This is a genomic window from Halosegnis rubeus, assembly GCF_009184545.1.
GTDB lineage: Archaea > Halobacteriota > Halobacteria > Halobacteriales > Haloarculaceae > Halosegnis > Halosegnis rubeus.
The window spans coordinates 74,690-98,024 of the sequence record NZ_QJOW01000008.1 but is presented as its reverse complement, the minus strand read 5'-3'; the positions used below and the strand labels follow the sequence as shown (position 1 = coordinate 98,024).

The 23,335-nt window shown below is 64.0% G+C and carries 23 protein-coding genes and 2 pseudogenes; 13 read left to right on the top strand and 12 right to left on the bottom strand.

The annotated features are described in order from the left end of the window. Positions 1–34: 34 nt before the first annotated feature. On the top strand, positions 35–1,492 hold the full coding sequence (locus tag DMP03_RS13625; RefSeq protein ID WP_152121092.1) for a DHH family phosphoesterase: 1,458 nt from the start codon (positions 35–37) through the stop codon (positions 1,490–1,492). Position 1,493: 1 nt separating this feature from the next. Here DMP03_RS13625 and DMP03_RS13620 read toward each other — a convergent pair whose 3' ends face one another. The 6 genes from DMP03_RS13620 to DMP03_RS13595 all read right to left on the bottom strand — a co-directional run bounded on the left by DMP03_RS13620 (position 1,494) and on the right by DMP03_RS13595 (position 5,339). Then, positions 1,494–1,787 (bottom strand): PRC-barrel domain-containing protein, encoded by a 294-nt coding sequence (locus tag DMP03_RS13620; RefSeq protein ID WP_152121091.1) that lies wholly within the window; start codon positions 1,785–1,787, stop codon positions 1,494–1,496. A gap of 55 nt (positions 1,788–1,842) precedes the next feature. Further along, positions 1,843–2,634: a helix-turn-helix transcriptional regulator gene (locus DMP03_RS13615; protein WP_152121090.1), complete on the bottom strand. Its 792-nt coding sequence runs from the start codon at positions 2,632–2,634 to the stop codon at positions 1,843–1,845. Between the two features lie 247 nt (positions 2,635–2,881). Then, positions 2,882–3,841, bottom strand: a complete 960-nt coding sequence (locus tag DMP03_RS13610) for a C-terminal binding protein (RefSeq protein WP_152121089.1) — start codon at positions 3,839–3,841, stop codon at positions 2,882–2,884. Positions 3,842–3,897: 56 nt separating this feature from the next. Beyond that, positions 3,898–4,371 carry a YbaK/EbsC family protein gene (locus DMP03_RS13605; RefSeq protein WP_152121088.1) on the bottom strand — a complete coding sequence of 158 codons (474 nt, stop codon included), beginning with the start codon at positions 4,369–4,371 and terminating at the stop codon, positions 3,898–3,900. 31 nt (positions 4,372–4,402) lie between these two features. Continuing rightward, a complete protein-coding gene (locus DMP03_RS13600) occupies positions 4,403–4,705 on the bottom strand; it encodes a MazG nucleotide pyrophosphohydrolase domain-containing protein (RefSeq protein WP_152121087.1) in 303 nt (100 codons plus the stop codon). Between the two features lie 196 nt (positions 4,706–4,901). Then, the gene (locus tag DMP03_RS13595; protein ID WP_152121086.1) at positions 4,902–5,339 is read right to left on the bottom strand and encodes a MaoC family dehydratase; all 438 of its coding nucleotides are present in this window, start codon (positions 5,337–5,339) and stop codon (positions 4,902–4,904) included. A 79-nt stretch (positions 5,340–5,418) separates the two neighbouring features. Between DMP03_RS13595 and DMP03_RS13590 the strand changes: the two genes are divergently transcribed. Then, the gene (locus tag DMP03_RS13590) at positions 5,419–5,781 is read left to right on the top strand and encodes a hypothetical protein (protein WP_152121085.1); all 363 of its coding nucleotides are present in this window, start codon (positions 5,419–5,421) and stop codon (positions 5,779–5,781) included. On the opposite strand, the gene DMP03_RS13585 is transcribed toward DMP03_RS13590, so the two are convergent. Then, positions 5,778–5,984, bottom strand: a complete 207-nt coding sequence (locus tag DMP03_RS13585; protein WP_152121084.1) for a hypothetical protein — start codon at positions 5,982–5,984, stop codon at positions 5,778–5,780. The two genes, DMP03_RS13590 and DMP03_RS13585, sit on opposite strands and share 4 nt — an antisense overlap. Positions 5,985–6,051: 67 nt before the next feature. On the opposite strand from DMP03_RS13585, the pseudogene DMP03_RS13580 reads away from it, so the two are divergent. After that, a pseudogene (locus DMP03_RS13580) lies at positions 6,052–6,766 on the top strand (carbon-nitrogen hydrolase family protein). A gap of 52 nt (positions 6,767–6,818) precedes the next feature. Next, positions 6,819–7,406 (top strand): DUF7547 family protein, encoded by a 588-nt coding sequence (locus tag DMP03_RS13575; RefSeq protein ID WP_152121083.1) that lies wholly within the window; start codon positions 6,819–6,821, stop codon positions 7,404–7,406. On the opposite strand, the gene DMP03_RS13570 is transcribed toward DMP03_RS13575, so the two are convergent. The 4 genes from DMP03_RS13570 to DMP03_RS13560 are packed head-to-tail and all read right to left on the bottom strand — an operon-like array spanning position 7,385 to position 10,095. Beyond that, complete coding sequence (locus DMP03_RS13570) at positions 7,385–7,738, bottom strand: Zn-ribbon domain-containing OB-fold protein (RefSeq protein WP_152121082.1); 354 nt, start codon at positions 7,736–7,738, stop codon at positions 7,385–7,387. The genes DMP03_RS13575 and DMP03_RS13570 overlap by 22 nt on opposite strands. After that, the gene (locus DMP03_RS13565; protein ID WP_152121081.1) at positions 7,735–8,889 is read right to left on the bottom strand and encodes a thiolase family protein; all 1,155 of its coding nucleotides are present in this window, start codon (positions 8,887–8,889) and stop codon (positions 7,735–7,737) included. Before DMP03_RS13565 ends, DMP03_RS13570 begins: the two co-directional genes overlap by 4 nt. Positions 8,890–8,931: 42 nt before the next feature. Continuing rightward, positions 8,932–9,120, bottom strand: a complete 189-nt coding sequence (locus DMP03_RS14735; protein WP_225870838.1) for a hypothetical protein — start codon at positions 9,118–9,120, stop codon at positions 8,932–8,934. A 9-nt stretch (positions 9,121–9,129) separates the two neighbouring features. Further along, positions 9,130–10,095, bottom strand: a complete 966-nt coding sequence (locus DMP03_RS13560; protein WP_225870839.1) for an MFS transporter — start codon at positions 10,093–10,095, stop codon at positions 9,130–9,132. Between the two features lie 104 nt (positions 10,096–10,199). Here DMP03_RS13560 and DMP03_RS13555 point away from each other — a divergent pair, with 104 nt between their 5' ends. From DMP03_RS13555 to DMP03_RS13525, 7 genes are all read left to right on the top strand, one after another. After that, positions 10,200–11,360, top strand: a complete 1,161-nt coding sequence (locus DMP03_RS13555; protein WP_152121080.1) for an alpha-1 4-glucan-protein synthase — start codon at positions 10,200–10,202, stop codon at positions 11,358–11,360. Positions 11,361–11,406: 46 nt separating this feature from the next. Next, on the top strand, positions 11,407–12,564 hold the full coding sequence (locus DMP03_RS13550; RefSeq protein WP_152121079.1) for an extracellular solute-binding protein: 1,158 nt from the start codon (positions 11,407–11,409) through the stop codon (positions 12,562–12,564). Next, positions 12,561–14,180, top strand: a complete 1,620-nt coding sequence (locus tag DMP03_RS13545; RefSeq protein WP_152121078.1) for an ABC transporter permease — start codon at positions 12,561–12,563, stop codon at positions 14,178–14,180. Before DMP03_RS13550 ends, DMP03_RS13545 begins: the two co-directional genes overlap by 4 nt. Then, a complete protein-coding gene (locus tag DMP03_RS13540) occupies positions 14,181–16,208 on the top strand; it encodes an ArnT family glycosyltransferase (RefSeq protein ID WP_152121077.1) in 2,028 nt (675 codons plus the stop codon). 27 nt (positions 16,209–16,235) lie between these two features. Next, entirely contained in the window at positions 16,236–16,778 is a 543-nt protein-coding gene (locus tag DMP03_RS13535) for a gluconate 2-dehydrogenase subunit 3 family protein (RefSeq protein ID WP_152121076.1), read from the top strand. After that, positions 16,775–17,938 carry an ABC transporter ATP-binding protein gene (locus DMP03_RS13530; protein ID WP_152121075.1) on the top strand — a complete coding sequence of 388 codons (1,164 nt, stop codon included), beginning with the start codon at positions 16,775–16,777 and terminating at the stop codon, positions 17,936–17,938. Before DMP03_RS13535 ends, DMP03_RS13530 begins: the two co-directional genes overlap by 4 nt. 73 nt (positions 17,939–18,011) lie before the next feature. Further along, positions 18,012–18,842: a bacteriorhodopsin gene (locus DMP03_RS13525; RefSeq protein WP_152121074.1), complete on the top strand. Its 831-nt coding sequence runs from the start codon at positions 18,012–18,014 to the stop codon at positions 18,840–18,842. Positions 18,843–19,235: 393 nt separating this feature from the next. Here the strand turns inward: DMP03_RS13525 and DMP03_RS13520 are convergent. Beyond that, positions 19,236–20,403: pseudogene (locus tag DMP03_RS13520) on the bottom strand (transposase); the annotation flags it as partial. Between the two features lie 863 nt (positions 20,404–21,266). On the opposite strand from DMP03_RS13520, the gene DMP03_RS13515 reads away from it, so the two are divergent. Further along, on the top strand, positions 21,267–22,469 hold the full coding sequence (locus tag DMP03_RS13515) for a Fic family protein (protein ID WP_235908817.1): 1,203 nt from the start codon (positions 21,267–21,269) through the stop codon (positions 22,467–22,469). A 295-nt stretch (positions 22,470–22,764) separates the two neighbouring features. After that, positions 22,765–23,193, top strand: a complete 429-nt coding sequence (locus DMP03_RS13510; RefSeq protein WP_152121073.1) for a CopG family ribbon-helix-helix protein — start codon at positions 22,765–22,767, stop codon at positions 23,191–23,193. The last annotated feature ends 142 nt before the right edge of the window (positions 23,194–23,335 follow it).

Below are 23,335 nucleotides of genomic sequence, written 5' to 3'. Positions count from 1 at the left end.
GGGAAGTTAAGTGAGAGGACGACCCAACGCGGGTATGAGCACCGGTATCTCGATGGCGTCGATGTCTACCTACGCAATCTTGGGCTGTGGGAGCGTCGGCCACGCCGTCGCGGAGGCGCTCGTCGGCGAGGAAAAAGACGTTCTCATCCTCGACCGCGACGAGGGCCGCGTCGAGGCGCTCCGCGACCAGGACCTCAACGCCCGGGTCGGTGACATCTCCGACCCCGAGACCGCCGAGACGGTCGCCGACCGCGACGTGATTCTCATCCTCTCGTCGGACGTGGACGCCAACCGCGCCGCCGTCGAGAACATCCGCGAACACGGCAGCGACCACTTCATCGTCGTCCGCGCCTCCGACCCCGTGACCGCCGACGAACTCACCGAACTCGGCGTCGACACGGTCATCAATCCGTCGGCTGTCATCGCAGACTCCGCGCTGCGGGCATTGGAGACCGGCGAACTGGAGTACAAGACAGAACAGCTCGCGAACGTCATCGACCAGACCGACCGGCGGATGGCGATTCTCACCCACCGGTCGCCCGACCCCGACTCCATCGCGAGCGCCGTGGCGCTGAAGGCCATCGCGGAGGCTCGCGGCGTCGAGGCGGATATCCTCTACGACGGCGAAATCGGCCACCAGGAGAATCGTGCGTTCGTGAATCTCTTCGGTATCGACCTGACGCCGCTGTCCGAGGTCAGTCTCGACACCTACGACACGCTGGCGTTAGTCGACCACGCGAAGGCCTCCGAGCCGGCGGTCGAGGGCGACGTAGAAATCTTCATCGACCACTTCGAGCCGGAGATCGAGTACGACCCGACGTTCATCGACGTGCGACCGAACGTTTCGTCCACCTCGACGATTCTCACGAAGTACATCCAAGAGTTCGACCTGAATCTTCAGGAGGACGTGGCGACGGCGCTGTTGTACGGGATTCGCGCCGAGACGCTGGACTTCAAGCGCGACACGACGCCGGCGGACCTGACGGCCGCGGCGTATCTCTACCCGTTCGCGAACCACGACACGCTCGAACAGGTGGAGTCGCCGTCGATGAGTCCCGAGACGCTCGACGTACTCGCGGAGGCGATTCGCAACCGCGACGTGCAGGGGAGCCACCTCGTCTCGAACGCGGGGTTCATCCGGAACCGGGAGGCGCTTTCCGAGGCCGCCCAACATCTCCTGAACCTGGAAGGCATCACGACGACCGCGGTGTTCGCGATTGCCGACGATACCATCTATCTCGCCGCGCGCTCGAAGGATATCCGGATGAACATCGGCTCCGTGCTCGCCGACGCGTTCGGCGACAGCGGCGACGTGGTCGGCCACTCGACAGACGCGACCGTCGAGATTCCGCTCGGCATCTTCACCGGCATCGAGACGACCGAGGAGAACCAAGAGACCCTGCTGTCGCTCGTTCGTGAAGCCGTCAAGACGAAGCTGTTCGCGGCGATGGGCGTCGAATCGTCGAGTGGGGAGTCGACGAACAACGCCTGAGCTACGCGACTGCCTGCGCGTCGTCGTCGGTGTTTTTCATCCGCTCGATGATGTCGTTGATCAAAATCACGTCGCCGACCGACCGGACCCACCGGTAGGGGATGATGACACCGTTGGCTCCCGCCGCGCGCCCGTGAAACAGGTCGTGGTTCAGCGAGCCGAGCGCGAGACCGGTGACGGTCTCAGTGTCGAGGTCGAGCCGAAGGTCCTCAACCTGTCCGACGAACACGCCGTTGTTCGAGTACACCTCGCGGCCGACGAGGGATGTAATCTCCTGTGGAACGTCCTCGTTCATACCGCCAGCAACAGGGGCCGTTTCCTTAACGCTGCCGACGCGTCTGACGGCCGTCTCACGACGAGACGCGGGAGTCTCCGGCCGGCCACGCCGTCGTCTCGGCCCAGTAGCGCTCGAACAGTTCGGTCGCGAACGCGACCGCCTCTGGGCGTTCGTTGACGAGATAGCCGTTGAGTCCCTCCGTCCCGTAGACGAGCAAGGAGAGATACTCCGTGTCACCGACTCGCGACAGTGTGAAGGAAAAGGGCGGTCGCTGGTCGAGTTCGCGAAGGGTCAGCCCGCCGGCGGCAATCATCTCTCGTGCCGTCTCGCCGTGGTTCGTTGCGACGCGCTCTGCGACCGACGGGCTCAGTCCGGCCCGCAGCGTCAACTCACCGTTGAGCACCTGCTCTCTGTAGGCGTCGATGAACCGCGGAGCGACGGTCGTCGCGAGCAGGTCAACTTCGTCGGCGCGGCGAATCATCTCGACGTGTCGCTCCATCGGCCGGTACGGCGCGGTCGACTCAGGATACGTCACCGTGGATCCGACGATGACCTCCGGAGGGAGCTCCGTATCGGCGGGGAGCGACGAGAGCAACCGCTGGGCCGTGGCCAGCGACTCCGCGCGCTCGCTGAACGAGCGGAACTCCTCGTAGAGGAGCCGGCCGGTGAGCGTGAATCCGTACCCGCCCTGCTGGCGTTTGACCATCCCGGCCGTTGCCAGCGTCCGCACCGACCGGTCTACGGTCGAACGCGAGATATCGAGCGTCTCGGCGAGCGTCGTCTTCGACCGTGTCCCGCCGTGGAGCTGTTCGAGCAGTTGCTCCCGGCGGGCAAACAGCGGGAGGATTTCGGTCACCACCGGCATCAAATGTTTCTCCGGTGGAATATTCAAAAGCGTTCTGTCCCTCGTCTATTTTAACTAGGGGAAGGATTTATTAACTAATACCAGATACCGGAAAGCGCACCGTCAGATAGGGTAAATACATCCGAGTCTGAGTTGGTTCATGCCGGGATGCCTCTGACACATCCGGCGTGGGGCGGTGTTTGCCCGACACCGCTTACCCGACTCGGCTGCCGTCGCCGAGTCGGTACAACGCGGTTTCGCTGCGTCGTTATCCCGACATCCACGAGTCGTCGACCAGCGTCTCCGGTGTCTCACCGTCGAGAAACGCGACGACGGCGTCTGCGATCGTGGCCGCACACTCCTGTATCGCCTGCTCCGAGTACCACCCGGCGTGTGGCGTATAGACGACGTTCGGATGGTCGGTCGGGAGCGTCTCGGGAGGCTCGGCCGATAGCACATCGAGTCCGGCCCCGCCGATATCACCGGCGTCGAGTGCCCCGGCCAGCGCCTCCTCGTCGACGACGACGCCGCGTCCGGTGTTGACGACGATCCCGTCGTCGGGCATCGCCGAGAAGGCGGTTCCGTCGACGAGACCCTCGGTTTCCGGCGTCAACGGCGCATGCACCGAGAGCACGTCCGACTCGCGGCACAACTGGTCGAACGCCACGAGGTCGACATCGCGGGCGGCAGCCACAGATTCATGCACGTAGGGGTCGTACGCGAGCAGTTCGCAGTCGAAGCCCGATAGTAGGTCGGCAAACCGCTGTGCGATTTTCCCGAACGACACCATGCCGACCGTCACGGTCGAGAGCCGTCGTATCGGTTGCTCGCGACGCGCCCATCCGCCTGCCCGCACCTGCTCGTCGTAGGGGCGGAGCTGTCGCCACGTCGAGAGTAGTAACGACAGCGGCTGGGTCGCCACCTCCTCGAGACAGTACTCCGGGGCGTTCGCCACCGGAATCTCCAGTTCGCGGGCGGTCGCGATGTCGATGTTGTCGACGCCGATACCGGCACGCACGACGAGTCCGGGATTCGCTTCCCGGAGCAGAGGCTCTGTCACCTGCGTCCCGGCGTCAACGACCAGTGCCGTCGCGCCGGCGACCCCACTCGCGAGGTCCGCCTCCCGGGCTGCGTCCAGTATCTCGACGGTGACTTCGTGGCCGCCCCAGCCGGCGTCAGCGAGCACGTCAGCCGTCTTTGCGTCCGTCGAAACGACCCGGTAGCCCATGCCCGTGCGTTCGGCGTCTCCTCACTTAATCTCGGTCGAAGCGGCGAACCGGAGGGCTACGACTCGGCTATCGCAGCCCGTTCACCACCCGACAGCGACGCCAGTTCGTCCGGTGTGAGTTCGAACACCGCCTGGGGCGTCCCGGCGGCCGCCCAGATTTCGTCGAACTCGAACAGCGTCTCGTCGATGACGACCGGCACCGGCGTCTCGTGACAAAACGGCGGCACGCCGCCGATAGACCAGCCGGCCGTCTCGCGAACCTCGTCGGCGTCGGCCATCGACACGTGCTCGACGCCGAGCACCTCGGCTGCCAGGCTCATGTCCACCCGGTTCGCGCCGCTGGTCACGACGACCGCCAGCCCGTCTTCGGTTTCGACGACGATAGACGAGGCAATCTGTCCCACCGCACAGCCGACCGCCTCGGCCGCGTCTGCTGCGGTCTTGGTTCCGGCCGGAAACTCCTCGATGTCGGGGTCGAAGTCGTACCGGTCGCGTGCGATTTCGCTGAACTCCGTGGCGCGCGTGTGCATATTGCGGTGCTTTAGCCCCGTCGGCTTGTAGCTACTGGCTGCCGGCGTCTCCTCGCTCCGTGAGCCGCCCCTCGTACTTGCCAATCGCAGTGTCGAGCGCTTCGCCGGCGTCCACGTCCAGCTCTTCACACAGCGCGAGGAGCGCAAACAGCGTATCGCCGAGTTCGTCCTCTTTCACCGACAGCGCGTCCGGCGTTGTGCCGTATTCGCTGGACTCGGTCGCATCCGCCGCCAGTTCGCCCACCTCAGCCGAGAGGTCGAGCAGCCGGTAGGCAGGCGGACATGAGAGGTCGTGCTCGTCGACGAACCGCGCAACGCGGGCTTGTTCGTCCATATCTCGTGGCCCGGCCCGCGGCTACCGAAGCTTTCGGTTTCGTCGCGTTGCTCCTCCCCGTTCGAATACCGCGGCTCCGTTCCACTCAGCCGCTCTTTTGTCCGCGTGTCGCTCTGGGAGGCCCCGCTTCACTCGGCCTCTCGCTTCTCACGGGTCGTCGCGCTGCTCCTCCCCGTTCGAGTCCCGCGGCTTCGCTTCACTCAGCCGCTCTCTTCTCAAACATCGCTTCCGCCGTCCACTGGACGACCGGCTCCCCGTCCACGAAGCCGGTGAGTCGACTCGTCACCGTCCCGACCGGCCCTTTGCCGGGATCCGTCTCGATGACCTCCGACTCACAGGTGAGCGTATCGCCCGGCCGGACCGGACGAATCCACTTCAGCTCGCGAATCCCACGCGCACCGGCGCTTGCCGACTCCGAGAGGTGATTGTCGACGAGCATCCGCATACACGCCGAGGCGGTGTGCCAGCCCGACGCGATGAGTCCACCGAACTGCGACTCCTGTGCCGCCTCCTCGTCGGTGTGGAACGGCTGCGGGTCGTACTGGTTCGCGAACTCCAGTATCTCCTCGCGGGTCATCGTGTACTCGCCGAACTCGCGCACGTCACCTTCCGCCATGTCCTCGAAATACTGCATACGCTCTCCTCTCTTGTCACCTACCTAACGGTGTCGACAGCGACGAAATGCACAACCTGACGGCTCGCCTACCGCGAGTATGGACTCACTCGCGCCGTTCGACGACGAGGTCATAGAGCAGACCGCAGCCGATGTCGGTCTCGACGCCGCGACCCTTCGAGACCGACTCGTCGACCACTACGACCACGCCGCCACCACTCCCGGCATCGACGAGTTGGTGATGGAGTGGCGGCGGTTTCTCCCCTACGAGCCGCTGGTCGAGCGAACCGGCGACGCCTACGTACTCGCCGTCGAGTCGTCGATTTGGACGGAGTTCGGCCAGCAGCTGTCGCTGTCGGACACGGAGCTTCGGGCGATAAAGACGGTTCACGACGCACAGGCGCGCCGTGTCGTCGACGGGACAAACTTCGACGGCTACGACGCGATGGTGTTGTGGCGTTAGGGCGCCTCGGTCACGTCGTCGGGCAGCGCCTCCGCGACCGCGTCGGCGTCCACGTCGACGTCCTCGAACTTCTCGCGGAACCGCTCCATCACGAGATAGTACGCGAGCAGTCCAGCGACGAGAAACGCCGCCGCACCCTTCACGCCGTACTCGTCGTAGCTCCACTTCAGTCCAGCCCACGCCAGTGCGTACACTTCTGCCATACCGGTCGTACGAACAGCCGCGACATAACTTCACGGGGGCTAAGCCGACGCCGCCGACAGCCGAGATATGGACCCGACCGTCGCTGCCTGCCAAATTGAGGTGGCAGACCTCGCCCCCGAGACGAACGTCGCGACCGTGGTCGACCGACTCGCCGACCTCGACGACCGAGTTGAAGCCGTCACTCGCGCTTGAATCTCCGATATTCGACCGTCTGCGCGCACACGCGGACGAGACCGAAACCGCCGTCCTCGTCGGCTGTATCGAACAGCGGGGCGGCGAGTACCACAACACCCCCGCGTACATCACCCCGGGCGGTGAGCTGACGCCGTACCGAAAACGGAACCTCTGGGGCAGCGAGTCCGAACGGCTCACGCCCGGCGAGGAGCGGGTCGTCGTCGACACGCCCGCCGGTCGGACGGGGCTGCTCACCTGTTACGATTTGAACTTCGTCCACGAGAGCGCCGCCTTCCTCGATGCTGGCGTCGACGCGCTGTTCGTCTCGGGCGCGTGGCCGTCGACCCACGCCGCGAACTGGCGACTGCTCGCCCGTGCTCGCGCGCTCGACGGCGTTCGCTGGGTCGTCGCCTGTGGCCGGACCGGTCGCAAGGAGGTGGCGGACGCCCGCTTGAGCGAGTACGCCGGGCGCTCGCTGGTCGTCAGACCGGACGGCGTCGTCGCCGGCGAACTCGCCTACGAGCCGGATACGCTCGTCCGCACGCTCGACACGGGCGTACTGGACTCCCAGCGCGACATCGTCGGCGTCTCCGTCAGTTCGGAGTGAATCTCCCTGGGCCAACGGCGGACCTTTAGTTCTGCTTGCCCAACCCTCGGCTATGAGCGACGCCGAGGACGACCTCTCGCCGACCGTGCGGGAACTCGCCGACCGACTCCGTGAATTTCGCGACCGCGCCGACGCGAGCGACGGGGTGCTCCAGTTCACCGAGCGGTACGCCATCCCGACGGCGATTGCCGGCTTGGAAGCCAACATCCGGGCGCTGGAGGCACTCGCGGGCGCAATTCGACTGCTCCAGGGCACGGAGGAGACGACCGCCCGCGCCCGGGCGCGCCGTGAGGCCGCCGTCGAGACGGTCGACCGCGCCGTCGAGGACGTGACCGCCGCGCTCCGTGGTGATCCGACCGATCCCGAGGCCCGCGAACTGCTCCAGGAAGTGCGTGACCTCCGGGCCGAGATTCGCGACCGCGTCGACGGGCGTCTCCCGGCCGAGGAGACAGAGGAGGCTGGCGACCCCGAGCAGACGCCCATCGGGGAGGGAGTACAGATACCAGTCACCGACGCGACCGCGAGCGAGGGGGGTGAAGACGGGACCAATATTGACGTGGAGGGAGAGCTAGAGACGATTCGCGACGAGGTCGCGGACGAACGGACGGTGTTCGACGACTACGACGGGGAGAACCGGTAACCGTCCCACGCCTGACTCGCCGGCTCGCGAATCCCGGCCTCGGGGTCTCGGAGCTCTTCGGTGTAGGTCGGCTCGACGCGGTCACCGATTTCTACGTCGCCGTCGACCTGCCCGAGCAGTCGCACGTCGTGCTCCTCGAACTCGACGATTGCGAGGGTGTTCGGCTCGCGCACGCCCGGCGGCGTGGCGTAGGACGTCGTCCACGTCACGACCGTCGCCGCTTCGTCGGCGAGGTCGACCGTCTCGGGTTGTGGTTCGCCACACTCCGGACAGCGCGGGTGCGGGGGACACGAGAGGTGGCCGTTCGGACAGCAGCCGGCGTCGAGACTCATGCGCCCACCTCGAAGATGGCCGTCGTGACGCAGTTCCCGAAGCCACCGACGTTGCAGGCGAGTCCGACCTCGGCATCGACCTGTCGTTTCCCCGCCTGCCCGGTGAGCTGTTGGTAAATCTCGTACCCCTGTGCGACGCCCGACGCACCGAGGGGGTGGCCCTTCGATTTGAGCCCGCCGGAGGTGTTGATCGGGAGGTCGCCGTCGCGGGCGGTCGTCCCGTCCATCGCGTCTTCCCACGCGTGACCCTTCCGTGCGAAGCCGAGGTCCTCGTACTGGAGGAACTCGAGGATGGTGAACATGTCATGAAGCTCTGCTACGTCGACGTCCTCGGGTGCAAGCCCAGCCTGTTCGAAGGCGCGTTCGCCGGACTTCACGACGCCGTTCATCCTCGTTGGGTCCGGGCGCTCGTGGACGACGTGGGTGTCGGTCGCGCCGGCGACGCCGGCCACGCGCACATAGTCGTCGGTGTACTCTTCGGCCACGTCGACCGGGCAAAACAGGAGCGCGGCCGAACCGTCGGTGATGGGACAGAAGTCGTAGAGTCGGAGCGGGTCGGCGACGAGCGGCGAGTCGAGGGCGGTCTCCCGGTCGATTTCCTTGCGGAACTGCGCGTGTGGATTGTCGACGCCGTTGGCGTGGTTCTTGACGGCCACCTCGGCGAGCGCCTCGCGGGGGGCGTCGTACTGGTCGAGGTACGCGCGTGCGGTCAGTCCCGCAAAGGAGGGGAGCGTGACGCCGTGTTTGTACTCCGCCGGGTGGGTGAGTGAGGCGATTACGTCCGTCGCCTCGCCGGTCGTGCGATGTGTCATCTTCTCACCGCCGACGAGCAGGGTGAGGTCGCTCGCGCCGGAGGCAATCGACTGCCACGCGGCGTAGATGCCCGCGCCGCCGGAGGAAGACGTCTGGTCGACGCGCTGGGTGTAAGCTCCGAGCGCGCCGATGTCGTGTGCCAGTGCGTTCGGGACGCCGGTCTGTCCTTCGAACTCGCCGCTCGCCATGTTCGAGACGTACAGGTGGTCGAGCGCGTCGGCACGGACCCCCGTGTCGTCGAGACAGTCGGTCGCGGCCTCGGCGAGGAGGTCACACACCCAGCCGCCGCGCTCGCCGAACTGCGTCATCGACGCGCCGATAATCGCTACGTCGGTCATACCAGCCACTCTCGTGGACCTGTGGTAACGTTTCGGGTCGGGCTACTCGCCGGTGAGGATGAGTGTGACCGCGGCGAGCAGACAGCCGGCGAGGCCGGCAAACGCGATGGTATAGTTGGCTCGTCCGGCGACGAAGCCGACCGCTGTCGGCCCGAGCGAGCCGAGTCCGATGTAGAGCGAGCGCATCCCGCCGAGGTCGCCGGCCATGCTTTCGGTCGGGAAGGTGTCCATCAGATACGCCTACATAACCGGTGGATACGACATCAGCCCGGCGGCGAAGACGACGACGCCGACCGTCACGGCGAGTTCACTCGACGCGAGGACGACGCCAGTGAGCGCGACCGCAGCGAGCAGGAGCGCGGCCGGCGCGAGCCGGTCCCGTCTGACCCGGTCGCCCAGCCCGCCGGCCACGGGTTTGACGGCCGCGCCGACGACGAACAGCGTCCCGAAGCTCGCGGTCGCGATGGCCGGAGAGAACGACTTCGACCGCCGGAGAAACGTCGGCAGCAGTCCCGTCGCAGCCTGCCACGTGAACGCGTACAGCGCGTACGCCAGTATCAGCCGCCGAGTCCCCGGGTCCCCGAGCAGTCGCCGGGCGGTCGCCCCGACTTCAAGCTCGACCGATTCGACGTGGTACCCCTCGCGGCTCCAGGCGTGTAACGCGAGCGCGACACAGAGGAGAACGGCCGCGACTGGGAGAAATGCCCCGCGCCACGAGGCAACGGCGAGGGTCACGACGGCAAGCCCGGCCGCGATGACGCCACCAACGTCGCCGGAGGCCGTGTGAAGCCCGAACGCCTGTCCACGGCGCTCGACGTAGAGGTCGGAGACGAGTCCGCGTGCGGGCGTCGGATACAGCCCCGCGCCGAAGCCGACGAGTACAGCGCCGGCGAGTAAGACGAGATACGTGGGTGCGCCAGCAAAGGCCAGGAAGCCGACGGCGATGACACAGAGACCGGCGACGAGCAGCGTGGTGCGGGTGAGTGCGTCCGACAGCCGCCCGCTCGGATACTGGAGGCAGGCGTAGACGAACCAGATTGTCGTAACGGTCAACCCCTCTTGGGTCGGCGAGAGCCGGAACTGGCCGCTAATCTCGGGGAGCAGCGGCGAGACGACGAGTCTGCCAGCCTGAATGAAGGCCCAACCGACAGACACCGCGAGCAGCAGGCGACCGCTGTAGCCGCCGACCAGTCGTTCTTCGGTCACACTCACACACGCGCCGACGGGCGGGCTTGAACCCGCTCGTTCGCGCTTGTTAGGGGAGCCTAAACATCGACACGCTTTAGGAAGGCCTAAACTACGTGTCGGGTATGACGGACACCTGCGTAATCGTCCCGACGATTCGGGAATGGGAGTGCATCCGCGAGTACGTCGCAAATGCCCGCGAGTACGGCCATGAGGACCGGTTGTTCTTCCTGGTCGTTACCGAGGAGTTCTGTGACACCGACGCGATGGAGGCGATGCTGGACGACCTCGACGTGGCGGGGGCAGTGTACGACGGCAGCGACCGCGAGGCGTGGTACGACGACCACGGCATGAGCGACTACGGCCACGTCGTGCCGGCCGCCTCCCACGCCGAGACCTCCTTCGGACTCCTCTACATGTGGGAAGGCGACTTCGAGTTCGGCTTCTTCATCGACGACGACACACTCCCCCACGACACCGACTTCTTCGGCGGCCACTACGAGAACCTCGACCGCTCGGGCGAGATTCGAGAGGTCAGCTCCGATGAGCGGTGGGTGAACGTCCTCTATCAGAACGCCGACGACCACGATCTCTACCCGCGTGGCTACCCCTACGCCGCGATGGGCGAGACGATCGCGGAGTCGACGACGCAGCTTACCGAGGGCGAGGTCGTCGCCTCACAGGGGCTGTGGACGAACGTCCCGGACCTCGACGCCATCCGCATCCTGATGGACGGTGACCTCGAAGGGCTGGCACAGACCCGACTCGACGCCGACGACTACAGCGAGGACTTCGTCGCCGCCGAGGACAACTACCTCACCGTCTGCTCGATGAACCTCGCGTTCCGCCGGCGGGTCGTCCCGGCCTTCTACCAGCTGCCGATGGACGACAACGAGTGGGACGTGGGCCGGTTCGACGACATCTGGTCGGGCGTCTTCCTCAAGCGGGCGGCCGACATCCTCGGCGACAGCGTGGTGACGGGAACGCCGCTGTGTGAGCACAACAAGGCCCCGCGGTCGACGTTCGACGACCTCAACAACGAGGTCCCGGCGCTCGAACTCAACGAACACGTCTGGGAGGAGGTCGACGCCGCGGGAGCCGGCGCCGAGAGCTACCGGGAGGCGTTCGCCGCGATGGCGGACCGACTCGCGGCCACGGAGTACGACCAGTGGACCAACGGCGAGTTCCTCAACTTCGTCGGCGAACACATGCGCGACTGGCTCGCAGCCCTCGACGCGCTCGAATCCGACGGTCGCCGCACCCCGGAGGTGGCCGCCGATGACTGAACGCGAATCGACACGGTTTTCCGATTTAGGGTCCCCAAAATCAGATATGAACGACTCGACCCGACGCCGATATCTCGCCGGACTCGGTACCGCGGTGACTGCCGGGCTGGCCGGCTGTAACAGTCTGCTCGGTGGCGACAACGGCGAAAGCCCGTCACAGCAGGTCGAAGTCCCTGCGCTCACCCAGCTTCGCGGCTCCGGCTCAATCGTCGAGGGCCGCCCACAGCCGGAGGGCACTTCCATCAACGACCTCCCGAATCTCTCGGGGGAGTTGAGTCTGTATCTCGGCGGCGGCGAGGGAGGTATCTACCGCGAGTTCGTCGAGATTCTCGAGCAGGCGTACCCCGAGTTCACCGTTTTGCCGACGACGAACACCTCCTCGACGCTCGCTCAACAGATTGTCGAGGAGGTCGACAGCGGGGCCTCGCGTGCGGACGTGTTCTGGTCTATCGACGCGAGTTCGCTCGCGTACGTCACCCAAAACGACGCCGTCGAGTTACTTCCCGAAGAGGTGACGGCTCCGGTTCCGGATTCCTTCACCGGCCCGGACAACGCGTGGGTGGGAATCGCGGGCCGCGCTCGCGCGATTCCGTACAACACGAACGAACTCTCCGACGACGACATCCCGAATAAGGTCGCCGAGTTCCCGGAGACGCCGGCGCTCCAAGGGACGATGGGCTGGGCTCCGACCTACGGCGCGTTCAAGTCGTTCATCACGGCGATGCGACTGCTGCGCGGCGAGGACGCCACGCGTCAGTGGCTCGTCGACATGCGCGAGGCCGGCACCGAGCGCTACGGCAACGAGTACGTCGTCTCCCAGCAGGTGGCCGACGGCGCACTCTCGGCCGGCTTCGCGAACCACTACTACGCGCTGCGCGTGCAAAACCAGCGCCCGGACGCACCGATCGACCTCGCGTTCACGGAGGGTGACGCCGGTGCGCTCGTCAACGTCGCCGGGGCGACCCGGATTCAGGGGACCGGCAACGCCGACCTCGCCGACCTGTTCATCCGGCACCTGCTCACTGCGGAAGCACAGGAGTTCTTCGCGACTCGAAGCTTCGCGTACCCGATGATCGACGGCGTCCGACCCGTCGGTGACCTGCCGCTGGTCAGCGAGCTGAACCCGCCCGAAATCGACCTCTCCGAGCTGTCGGACCTGGAGTCGACCCTCGACCTGATGGAGGAGGCCGGCGTCTCCGGATGAGCGCCCCCGACTGGCCGGCCCCGATTACCGACCGCCTCGACGGCTCCGGTGACCTCGGTGGCCGGACAGTCACTGCCATCGCAGTCCTGCTCGCGTTCCTCCTCGTCGTCCCGCTCGCGTGGTTGTTCATCCAGACCGCGACGCTCGGCGACCAGATTCCCGCACTGCTCACCTCGGCGACGACGCTTGCCGTCCTCGGGCGGAGTGTCGCACTCGTCGCGGCCGTCACGGGTGCGAGCATCCTCGTCGGCGTTCCCCTTGCCGTGTTGACGGTCCAGTCGAATCTCCCGTTCAAGCGCTTCTGGACCGTCGCCGCGGCGCTTCCGCTCGCTGTCCCCAGCTACCTCGGGGCCTTCGCGTTCATCTCGGCGTTCGGCCCCCGCGGTGCCTTCGTCGACCTGCTTGCTCCCCTCGGCATCGAGAAGATTCCCTCGGTGTTCGGCTTTTGGGGTGCAGTGTTCGTCCTCACCATCTACACCTACCCGTACGTGTTCCTGACGACGCGCGCGTCGCTGCTCTCGCTCGACGCCTCGCTCGTCGAGGCGGCGCGAACCCTCAACGCCGGCCGGTTCGAGGCGTTCCGGCGGGTGACGCTTCCACAGATTGCGCCGGGAATCGCTGCCGGCGCGTTGCTGGTCGCGCTGTACGCGCTGGCCGACTTCGGGACGCCGGCGTTCATGCGCGTGCAGGTGTTCACGCAGTTCATCTACAGCCGGTTCGACGCCTTTCAGCAGGGGTACGCCGCCCTGCTGTCGCTCCAACTGCTCGCCGTCACGGCCGTCGTGCTCTTTCTCGAATCGAGAATTGGGGCCGACGACGACGGGGCCTACGAAAGCCGCGGCAACCGCGGCAAGTTCGGCTTCGACCTCGGCGTGTTCCGCTACCCGGCCATGCTACTGCCAGCTGGTATTGGTCTCCTCGCTGTCGGTCTCCCCATCGGTATCTTCACCGCGTGGCTGTTCCGGCCCGGCACCGGACTCGCCTCCGACGGGATGGCCTTCGAGTGGGCGTTCGCAGCCAACTCCGTGCAGGTCGCGGTGCTCGCGGCGGTCGCCTCGCTCGTCGTCGCGCTCCCCATCGGGCTGCGGGGTGCAAACGCCGACTCCCGGCTCTCGCGGCTGGCGGAACGTGCGCCGTACGTCGGCTACGCGACCCCAGGAATCGTCCTCGCGCTCGCACTGTTGTGGTTCACCCTCGACGTTGCACCGGTCGTCTACCGGAACTACGGGATTCCACTGCTCGTGTTCGCCTACGTGGTCCGCTTCTCCTCGCAGGCGGTCGGCTCGATACGCACCTCGGTCCTCCAAGTGGACAGCCGACTCCACGAGGCGGCCCGAACCCTCGGCCGGTCGCGGCTCCAGACGTTCCGGGCCGTGACCCTCCCGCTCATCGTCCCCGGTGTCGCGACGGGCGCAGCGCTCGTTTTTCTCACCACGATGAAGGAACTGCCGGCCACGCTCATGCTTCGACCGCTCGGCTTCGAAACGCTCGTCACCCACATCTGGAGCGTGCGCGAGACCGGCGCGTACGGGCAGGCGGCGATTCCGGCGCTCGTGCTCGTCGTCATCTCCGCGCTCTCGATGGGGGTCATCCTCCACCAGGAGCAGCGAACGTAGATGCGCGACCCCAGAGTCACCCTCCGCGAGCGTCCTGTTCTCGCCGCCACAGTCGCAGTCGTCGTCCTCGGTGCCATCGGCGTTTGGGTCGTTGCGAACACCGTCTTCCCGTATCACTCTCTCAACCACGACGAAGGGGTGTATCTCCAACAGGCCGCGATGTTGTTGGACGGGAAGGTCTGGCTTCAGCCGCCGATTGACGGGCTGTTCCGGCCGTGGTTCTTCATCGAGAGCGAGAACGGACTCTACTCCAAGTACGCACCGGTTCCAGCGGCGATGTTCGCCGTCGGCGAACTGCTCGGCGGCTACCGACTCGCACTCGTCGGCATCGGCGGGGGAATCCTCCTCCTCACGGCAGCGGTCGTTCGCGAGGTGTTCGACGCACGCGCGGGGTTGCTCGCGGCGATATTCGTCGGGCTGTCGCCGCTGTTCGTCATCGACGCGTCGGTGTTTCTTCCGTACGCGCCGACCACGCTGTTGAATCTCGCCTTCGCGTACGGTTATCTGCGCGCCGACCGCACCGGAAGTCTCCGGAGTGGCGCCGCCGCGGGCGCGGCAATCGGACTGGCGTTCTTCGCCCGCCCGTTCACGGCCGTCCTCTTTGCGACGCCGTTCATCGTCCACGCGCTGTGGACGCTGTATCAAAAGCCGAGGGATGCGTTCCCGCGACAGGCTGCGACCGCCGTCCTCGGGCTCGCCGGCGTCACGATCACGCTCGGATACAACGCCGTGGTGACCGGCTCGCCGCTCGTCTTCCCATACCAAGAGTTTGCCCCCCTCGACGGGCTCGGTTTCGGGCAACGGCGACTGCTCGACCACGAACTCGTCTACACGCCCCGGCTCGCACTGGAGGTGTCACGGAAGGTGCTGTGGAGTCTCTACACCAGCTGGGTGGCGGGCGGACTGTTCGGAACTGCACTCGCCGCCGGCGGTGTCCTCGCGGTGCTCCGTCGCCGTCCCTCGCCCCGGAAGCTCACGCTCGCCGGGGTCTTCCTCTCGGTCGGTGTCGGGAACGCCTACTTCTGGGGGAACTACAACATCCTCGGCGTGCTCGATCGGCCGGGCGACGGCTTCATCGCCACCCACGGCCCGTACTACCACTTCGACCTCTTGTTGCCGACGGCGGCCTTTGCGGCCGTCGGTGCGCTCTACGGTGGCCGGTGGCTCCACTCGCTGCTCGAATCCCGACTGTCAGTCCCGCGGGCCCGAACTGCCTTACTCGTCGTTCTCGTGCTCTCGGGGGGCATCTTCGCCGGCGTGACCGCCGTCTCGCTCGACGAACGGCTCGGCCGCAACGCCGAGATTACGGACACCTACGAGGACACGTACGAACCAGTCGAGAACCCGCCGACCGACGCGGTCGTCCTCCTGCCCGATACCTACGGCGGCTGGCTCAACCACCCGTTCCAGCCGCTCCGGAACGACCCCGGCTTCGACGGCGAGACGGTGTACGCGCTCCACGATCAGCCGTTCGCTGTCGCCGAGGAGTACCCCGACCGCGACCTCTATCGCTACGCGTTCCGGGGGTTCTGGAATCCGCCAGACGGGTCACCACAGGCGGCCCGCGTCCAGCCGGTCACGGTCGTTCGGGGTGAGCAACTCAGCCTCGACACGACACTGGGGACCCCGGCAGGTGCGACGAGCGTCACCGTCCGGCTGTCGGGCGCAGACGGGACGAGCACCTATTACGGTGCGACGCCGACCGACGGCTCCGTCTCCTTCACTGTGGACGTGACCGACGACACGCTCACGCTCGTGGGTGCAGACGGCCGGACCGACTCGGTCGTCCGGCCTGACGACGGACCGGTAGTCGCGACGGCGTTCATCGATTACCCCGGCGGTACCGGCTTCACCTACCGCGTCGAGATGCCCGTCGAGCGCGTCGGTGGCGAGACGCGTGCACTCTCGCCGGAGTTGGAGTGGTGTCGGGACGCTCGTGCCTGTGACGGCGCGGCAGCGTACGTCCCCGGCCACGGTCCGGAGGGAATCTTCGTCGAGACGGCGCTCGATGCAGACCCAAACACGTAACTTTCGGCTCCCCTAATCGAGTGGCAGATGGAACTCAGCCGCCGTGACCTCGCGAAGGCGCTCGGAGCCGTCGGGCTCGGCGTCGGTGCCGGCGTCGGCGTCCAACGGCTCCGAGCTGACAGGGATACCCAACCCACGTCAAGCCCTCTCGAGGAGTCCGACCTCGCGACGCTCGTCGCTGTCGGCCGGGTCGTCTATCCGAGCGAGGTTGACGGTATCGAGTCGTTCGTACGGCAGTTCACGCAGACGCGCGCGAGGGCGCGTCCCGACCACGCCAGCGGTGTCGCGGCGGCTATCGAGTACTTGGACACGTACAGTGAGACGCTGGACGGCACACCGTTCCGCGACCTCTCGCCCGACCGGCGGGCTGCAACGCTTGAACAGATGGGGGCCGACAGCGCCGACCCGGATCCCGACGGCTCGGACGTGGAGCGCGTCCGCTACTATCTCGTCAACGACCTCCTGTTCGCGCTCTACTCGACGCCGACCGGCGGAGAGTTGGTGGGCACCGAGAATCCGATAGGCCACCCCGGCGGCACGCAGAGCTACCAGCGAGGGCCACAGACATGAGCAACGACACACAGCAGTTCCGACAGCCGACGACCGACGACTCGCCGCGGTTCGAACAGGACACCCGGACGACTGCTACACAAGACGGCGACCCCGTCTTGCGGCTCCGGAACGTGACGAAGCGGTTCGGCGACGCGACGGCGGTTTCGGGGCTCGACCTCACGGTCCGGGACGGGGAGCTACTCACGCTGCTCGGCCCGTCCGGCTGCGGGAAGACGACGACCCTCCGGATGATTGCCGGGCTCGAAGCGCCCTCCGACGGGACGATCCGCGTCGGCGGAACGACGGTCGCCGACGGCGGTGACTTCACGAAGCCCGAAGACCGCGACGTGGGGCTCGTCTTCCAGGAGTTCGCGCTGTTCCCACATCTCTCCGTCGCCGAGAATATCGCCTTCGGGCTGGCGGAGTCGGACCCCGAACGCGTCCAGTCACTTCTCGACCTCGTTGGTCTCTCCGAGTACGGCGACCGGTCGCCGACGGACCTCTCGGGCGGCGAGCGCCAGCGGGTCGCGCTCGCCCGCTCGCTCGCGCCCGAACCGGACGTGCTCTTGCTCGACGAGCCGTTCTCGAACCTGGACGTGCGGCTCCGCGTCGAGATGCGCGAGGAGGTGCGGCGCATCCTCAAGGAGACCGGCGTTACCGCCGTCTCCGTCACCCACGACCAGGAGGAAGCGATGTCCATCTCCGACCGCGTGGCCGTGATGTACGAGGGGCAGTTAGAGCAGGTAGACACACCCGAGCGCGTCTTCCAGCAGCCGCGCTCGCGGTTCGTCGCCTCCTTCCTCGGGCACGCGAGCTTCGTCTCCGGTCGGGTCGAGGGAGACACCGTCGAGACCGGGCTCGGACCAATCGGCCGAACGAACGTCGACGGCCTCGCGACGGAGTACGACGGCTCCGAAGTGGATATCATGCTGCGCCCCGACGACGTGGTCGCCCGTCCCGCGGATGCGTCCGAAGCCAACGGACGGGCCGTCCACCGTCGGTTCCTCGGACCGACCGTGCTCTACCGGGTCGACCTCGACTCCGGTGACACCGTCGGCTGCATGCACAACCACGATGCCGATATTCCCCTCAACGAACCCATCCGGGTCGATCTCGACGTGGCCCACGACCTCGCGTGGTTCCCGAGCGGCTCGAATCGGACGCCCGACGCCGAGTGACGGGTCGGTGGTCCCGTCGGCTTTGGTATCTCATCTCACAGTTTATGTGGGTGAAGCGTGAACCACAGAGTGCATGCACGCGGGAGTACTCGAAGTAGGCAACGCCCTGCTACAGACGACACAGTCAGACGCATTCACACAGATACAAAACGACGCGCTGTTGAGTTCTTCGCTGTGGGTGAATATCGCCCTTGCAGGGCTCGCGATTCTCCTGTTCGTCTACATGGGACGGACAGTTACGAGCAGTCGGGCCCGATTCATCTGGGCGGCAACGCTGATGGTACCGCTCGTGTCCATCTCCAGTTACCTAGGGCTGGTGTCGGGACTGACGGTCGGGTTCATCGAGATGCCTGCGGGCCATGCGCTCGCGGGCCAAGAAGTCATGAGCCAGTGGGGAAGGTACCTCACCTGGGCGCTCTCGACGCCGATGATACTGCTCGCGCTCGGACTGCTGGCTGACGTAGACAGGGGAAGCCTGTTCACCGTCATCGCCGCCGACATCGGGATGTGTGTCACCGGTCTCGCGGCCGCACTGGTCACGTCCTCATACATGATTCGGTGGGCGTTCTACGTCGTCAGCTGTGCGTTCTTCGTCGTCGTGCTGTACGCCCTGCTGACCGAATGGGCCGACGCAGCGAGCGAGGCCGGCACCGGAGAGATATTCTCCACGCTCCGGGTCATGACGGTCGTGTTGTGGCTCGGCTACCCGATCATCTGGGCACTGGGGGTCGAGGGGCTGGCCATCGTGGAGTCGGTCGGACTCACCTCGTGGGGCTACTCCGCACTCGACGTGTTCGCGAAGTACGTGTTCGCGTTCCTCCTGTTGCGGTGGGTCGCGGCTAACGAACGGACCGTTACCACGTCACAGCGCACGGGCGCAGGCTCGGTCTCGGCAGACGACTGAGACGCACCGACCACCCGTCGTGGCCGTACGCAACCTTTTCGTACGGCTCGCTCGGGTCGACCCACAGAACCGTCCCAGTGTTGTGAGCGTAGCCGGTCTACGCGAACCGCTTCTCGGTGTCGTCACCAAGCGGTTCGGTCAATCTTCCTTCCCCGTCTGGTGTGTTGTATTTCGAACATTCCAGTCGGCTGTGGCCGTAGCTTAGAAGTTGAGACTACAGCGGGTTTTGCAGGGCTGTAATACGTGGTTTCGGACGAATCAGCGAGACTAGTCAGGTTTAGACCGCCTCTCAACCACACTATCTTATCGTATTACTTACTAGTTCAGGAGTTTTCCTCACTGGCCGATAGTGTCGCCACTCTCAACTCGGCTATCTCAGTAACGGACGCCGGTCTATCCGATTCCTGTCTCCTTCTTCAACAGCGTCAGCGTATTGTCCGCCGCTACGAGCGGCGACCGCTCGTACTCACCGGTCACTCCAACCTGGACGAGCGCATCGACCGCCCGCCAGATCGAATATAGCAGACACGCGAACGCGAAATAGAAGAATCGGAGCCCGAAGTCCTTTGAGGCCGTCGCAGCCATGAACCGCTTGATCGATCTGTAGCCACTCTTGATCTCCCAGCGATACGCGTATTCGGTGAGAAAACTGCCCGCATGATTCGACATGAACACCGAGTACTGCCGATGATCATCGTGCTCAGCGTTCTCATTGCGCCGGTAGATCAGCGTCGTCTCGTGCCACTCGTTGTTCCCGAGGTGGAGTTTGCGGTCCGTTTCGTATCGATCATCATCCCGCCGGAGGAGTCGCTTTGCTTGTGCTCTTTCGCTCGTCTGCATTCGTTTCGGTACGACGTATGAGAGTCCGCGCTGGCTAATCACCTCCAAGACGTGCTGGCTGTCGAACTCGCGGTCCATCAACACGTTATCGACATGGACCAATTCCTCGGCGGAGTTGAGAAGGTCTTCAACGATCTCTTTGCGTGACTCACCTCGCCGAACAGGGCGAGCATCCAACACGATCGGGATGGGGTTGTCGACCAGCTGGACAGTGGCCCACTGGTTCCGCCTGTTCCAATACGGTCTGATTGTCCGGATCCGATTCTTCAGCATCCATGTCTCGCTGAGGAAGTTTTTGTTCTGGAGGACGTGGAACCTCGACTCCAGCGTTCTGTGCTTTGATGAGGATCGTCCGAGCGGCCGTGGAAATCGTCTCACGAAGGTCAGGGGTGAACCGGTTGTGCCAGCTCCGCCACAGAGTCGATTGGTCTGGAACCGACCCGATTCCCAAGCACTCTCGAAGGTCCGGGTAGGAATCGAGATACTCTGCGAGTACTGTTTCGTGTTCCCAGCCGTGCAGTTGCTTCAATACGAAGAGCCGAAGGAGGGTGTCCATCTCATAGCGGGTTGAACTCGTGTACTGGTCGTGGGCTTCAAATCTGAAGTACGTCAGGGGGAGCGAACAGACAAACTGCTCGACAGAGTTGTGAGCGTCGTGTCTGAACCACTGTGTGGAAATGATACGAACATCCGATTCCAGCCCGCCAAGCGAGGTCCGGTCGTACAGGGCCGTTGAATTGTGTGTCGGCCAGTCAGTACGTGATCGACGTGCGATGTGTCGAAAGACAGCTTGGCGAGACTCACGAGTCGGAGTCACTACGAGGACTTAGGCACGATACACTCCTGACTCTATCTACCCAATCGGTAGGTACAGACAAGACACTTACCAGAGGGAGTGAATGACAGGGTATGCGCCGACGGCCGTTTTTGAGCACAATTGGATCGACTGTTTTGATCGCTGGATGCATGGGTAGCCCGTCAGATGGAACCACGGAAGGCGACAGTAGCCAAACCACAATTGCGACGGAAACAGCCACCGAACGGGACTGCACTGTACCGGAGTCATCACCGCTACCTTCCACCGAGGTGCCATCCGAACTGACCAGAGAAACCGCGAAATCAGCGGCAATATCGGTCGAAGAAACCTATCCCTTTGCACGGGCTGAATCCGATGGATGGAAGGTCGACGGGACGGATGGGACGCGTTCGACCGTGCAAACTTCGGAAAACGGATTCTTCATACTGGCGACTGTTAACATCGATACGCACAAATCAACCGACGGTGGAACGGGTACTGAGCAGACGCTATATGGGAGTTTCTCATACGAGGGATGGTATCGAATCAATGAAAAAAGGATAGAGCGCGCTCCCGCTTACAGCGGGGACACTCCACCAGAGGAAGGGTGGAAGACAGTTGCTTGTGCATAGGGATACGTTGGGGAATATGCAGATATACTGAGCAGGAGTTCCAATCGCAAAACCGGATAAAAAAGTGTCTCCAAACCTGGCCTCAGAGATCCTGAGTAGTTGTAACGGTGCAATCGGCCATCCTGCTATTTTTATTTAGCGCCATAAATACCAATAGTGGTGGGCGTATTCGTAGGGATACCACTAATGGAGCGAGATGACTTCGACGAGGCAGCGCCCGGTGAGATTGTTCCCACAACGACATCGAAGGGGACATATTCGGTGTTCCGGCCTGACCCACTTCCCCCTTCCATCAATACTGAACAGCTCATTACACCGCTGGCAGAAGCGACACAAGCCCTCGGCCGACTCCACGGCATCGGTCCACGTGTCGGCTCGAGAGAAATCCTTATCGAACCGTTCATTCGAAAAGAAGCGCTCGAATCCTCCCAAATCGAGGGGACACATGCTACTCTCTCGGATATCTACGCCTATGAGGCCGGGCAGGAAGCTCTCATCGACGAAGACAGACAGCAGGGTACTCAAGAAGTCGTGAACTATCTGCACGCGCTGATGCACGGATTGGATGCGATCACAACTGGCGATCCAATCACCGTCGAATTGCTATGCGAGATGCACGACCGGTTGCTTTCGCGTGTCCGTGGAGATGAGGCGGACCCAGGGGAACTTCGTACGACGCAGAACTTCATCGGCAGTACGCCATACATCCAAGACGCCAGATACGTACCGCCACCACCGGACGAGATTCCTGACCTACTCGAGGACCTGCTCAAGTATGCGAACCAAGAGACGAATCTGCATCCACTTCTCCGAATCGGGCTGATCCACTACCAGTTCGAGACGATCCACCCGTTTCTCGATGGGAACGGACGACTCGGGCGGCTATTGATCAGTCTCCTCCTGCAACGTGACGGTCTCTTGCCCGAGTCGTATCTCTACCTGAGTTCCTATTTCAACGCACGACGGTCAGAGTACGTCGATCATCTCTTGGCTGTCAGTCAATGCGGTGACTGGGAAGAGTGGCTCCTGTTTTTCTTACGTGGCGTGCAGTCGCAAGCAGATGAGGCCCACCAACGGGCCAACCTGCTAGTCGACCTCCGAGAGGACTATCAACAGCGCTATCAGAGCGAGCGATCTGAGAATATCCTCGAACTGGTGATGCGGCTCTTCGAAGATCCGTATCTGGACGTGAATACGGCGGCCGACTGGTTGGATGTCGAATACAGCACAGCCAACCGACTGATCGGACAGCTCGGAAATGACGAAATACTCGAAGAACTCACCGGGAAAGACCGGAATCGGGTCTACCGGGCGAGCGAAGTCTTCCAGATCATCAACAAGCCGATCGACCAACTCTGAACAACTGAGCACAGAGGGCTTGAGACGTATGCATTGAGACGACCGGTCTCAACTACTCACAACTTCGGAAGATGGATTTGATCCGTGCCTTCTGTCTTCTCCGCTCCAACAAGATACGTCACAAGCTTCCGACTAACCCTGATATTCGCTTCAGCAACACTCGACAATTTCGGAGTAACTCGGTGTCTCTTAGAGTGCCGGTATCCCACTATCCTGAGAGGGCATATCCATAATCACTGTAATGCTACAGCTGAAAATGATAATCCTTAATATTTCTCGCAGTTCATATTGTTATATGAGTGTGGTCAGCGTCTCGATGCCGGAGGAATTGCTTAAACGAATCGACCAGTTCGCCGACGACCACGGCTATACTGGTCGCAGTGAGGTACTTCGTGAAGCAAGCCGGAATCTCCTCGGTGAGTTCGAGGATAAGAAACTTGAAGATCGAGACTTGATGGGCGTCGTCACGGTGGTTTTCGACTACGAAACGACGAGCGTCGAGGAGAAGATGATGCACCTCCGCCACGAGCACGAGGACATCGTCGCATCGAACTTCCACAGCCACGTCGGCGGCCATCATTGCATGGAACTGTTCGTACTCGAAGGGTCGCTCGAAGAGATCTCGACGTTCGTCGGGAAGATCCGAGCGACGAAGGACACGCTCACGATCGACTACTCAGTGCTACCCGTCGACGACTTCGGCCCGCTAGCCGATATGAACTGATACTGTTCTGCCCCTTCCGGCGAGCCGACATCCCACTCGCTCTCTGCGGTCGCTCGCGGGATTCTCGCTGAATTCAAGCTGACTCTAGCAACATCTCTGAACTCTATCCTCTATCAGTATTAACTACCCTTGCTAGAATCAC

What these genes read in the sequence shown, in the direction of transcription:
- DMP03_RS13570 (WP_152121082.1), bottom strand. Translation starts at nt 7,738, where the DNA reads ATGAGTCTCGACGCCGGCTGCTGTCCGAACGGCCACCTCTCGTGTCCC.
- DMP03_RS13610 (WP_152121089.1), bottom strand. Translation starts at nt 3,841, where the DNA reads ATGGGCTACCGGGTCGTTTCGACGGACGCAAAGACGGCTGACGTGCTC.
- DMP03_RS13530 (WP_152121075.1), top strand. Translation starts at nt 16,775, where the DNA reads ATGAGCAACGACACACAGCAGTTCCGACAGCCGACGACCGACGACTCG.
- DMP03_RS13525 (WP_152121074.1), top strand. Translation starts at nt 18,012, where the DNA reads ATGCACGCGGGAGTACTCGAAGTAGGCAACGCCCTGCTACAGACGACA.
- DMP03_RS13510 (WP_152121073.1), top strand. Translation starts at nt 22,765, where the DNA reads ATGAGTGTGGTCAGCGTCTCGATGCCGGAGGAATTGCTTAAACGAATC.
- DMP03_RS13590 (WP_152121085.1), top strand. Translation starts at nt 5,419, where the DNA reads ATGGACTCACTCGCGCCGTTCGACGACGAGGTCATAGAGCAGACCGCA.
- DMP03_RS13555 (WP_152121080.1), top strand. Translation starts at nt 10,200, where the DNA reads ATGACGGACACCTGCGTAATCGTCCCGACGATTCGGGAATGGGAGTGC.
- DMP03_RS13605 (WP_152121088.1), bottom strand. Translation starts at nt 4,371, where the DNA reads ATGCACACGCGCGCCACGGAGTTCAGCGAAATCGCACGCGACCGGTAC.
- DMP03_RS13620 (WP_152121091.1), bottom strand. Translation starts at nt 1,787, where the DNA reads ATGAACGAGGACGTTCCACAGGAGATTACATCCCTCGTCGGCCGCGAG.
- DMP03_RS13535 (WP_152121076.1), top strand. Translation starts at nt 16,236, where the DNA reads ATGGAACTCAGCCGCCGTGACCTCGCGAAGGCGCTCGGAGCCGTCGGG.
- DMP03_RS13595 (WP_152121086.1), bottom strand. Translation starts at nt 5,339, where the DNA reads ATGCAGTATTTCGAGGACATGGCGGAAGGTGACGTGCGCGAGTTCGGC.
- DMP03_RS13550 (WP_152121079.1), top strand. Translation starts at nt 11,407, where the DNA reads ATGAACGACTCGACCCGACGCCGATATCTCGCCGGACTCGGTACCGCG.
- DMP03_RS13575 (WP_152121083.1), top strand. Translation starts at nt 6,819, where the DNA reads ATGAGCGACGCCGAGGACGACCTCTCGCCGACCGTGCGGGAACTCGCC.
- DMP03_RS13600 (WP_152121087.1), bottom strand. Translation starts at nt 4,705, where the DNA reads ATGGACGAACAAGCCCGCGTTGCGCGGTTCGTCGACGAGCACGACCTC.
- DMP03_RS13565 (WP_152121081.1), bottom strand. Translation starts at nt 8,889, where the DNA reads ATGACCGACGTAGCGATTATCGGCGCGTCGATGACGCAGTTCGGCGAG.
- DMP03_RS14735 (WP_225870838.1), bottom strand. Translation starts at nt 9,120, where the DNA reads ATGGACACCTTCCCGACCGAAAGCATGGCCGGCGACCTCGGCGGGATG.
- DMP03_RS13585 (WP_152121084.1), bottom strand. Translation starts at nt 5,984, where the DNA reads ATGGCAGAAGTGTACGCACTGGCGTGGGCTGGACTGAAGTGGAGCTAC.
- DMP03_RS13545 (WP_152121078.1), top strand. Translation starts at nt 12,561, where the DNA reads ATGAGCGCCCCCGACTGGCCGGCCCCGATTACCGACCGCCTCGACGGC.
- DMP03_RS13540 (WP_152121077.1), top strand. Translation starts at nt 14,181, where the DNA reads ATGCGCGACCCCAGAGTCACCCTCCGCGAGCGTCCTGTTCTCGCCGCC.
- DMP03_RS13615 (WP_152121090.1), bottom strand. Translation starts at nt 2,634, where the DNA reads ATGCCGGTGGTGACCGAAATCCTCCCGCTGTTTGCCCGCCGGGAGCAA.
- DMP03_RS13625 (WP_152121092.1), top strand. Translation starts at nt 35, where the DNA reads ATGAGCACCGGTATCTCGATGGCGTCGATGTCTACCTACGCAATCTTG.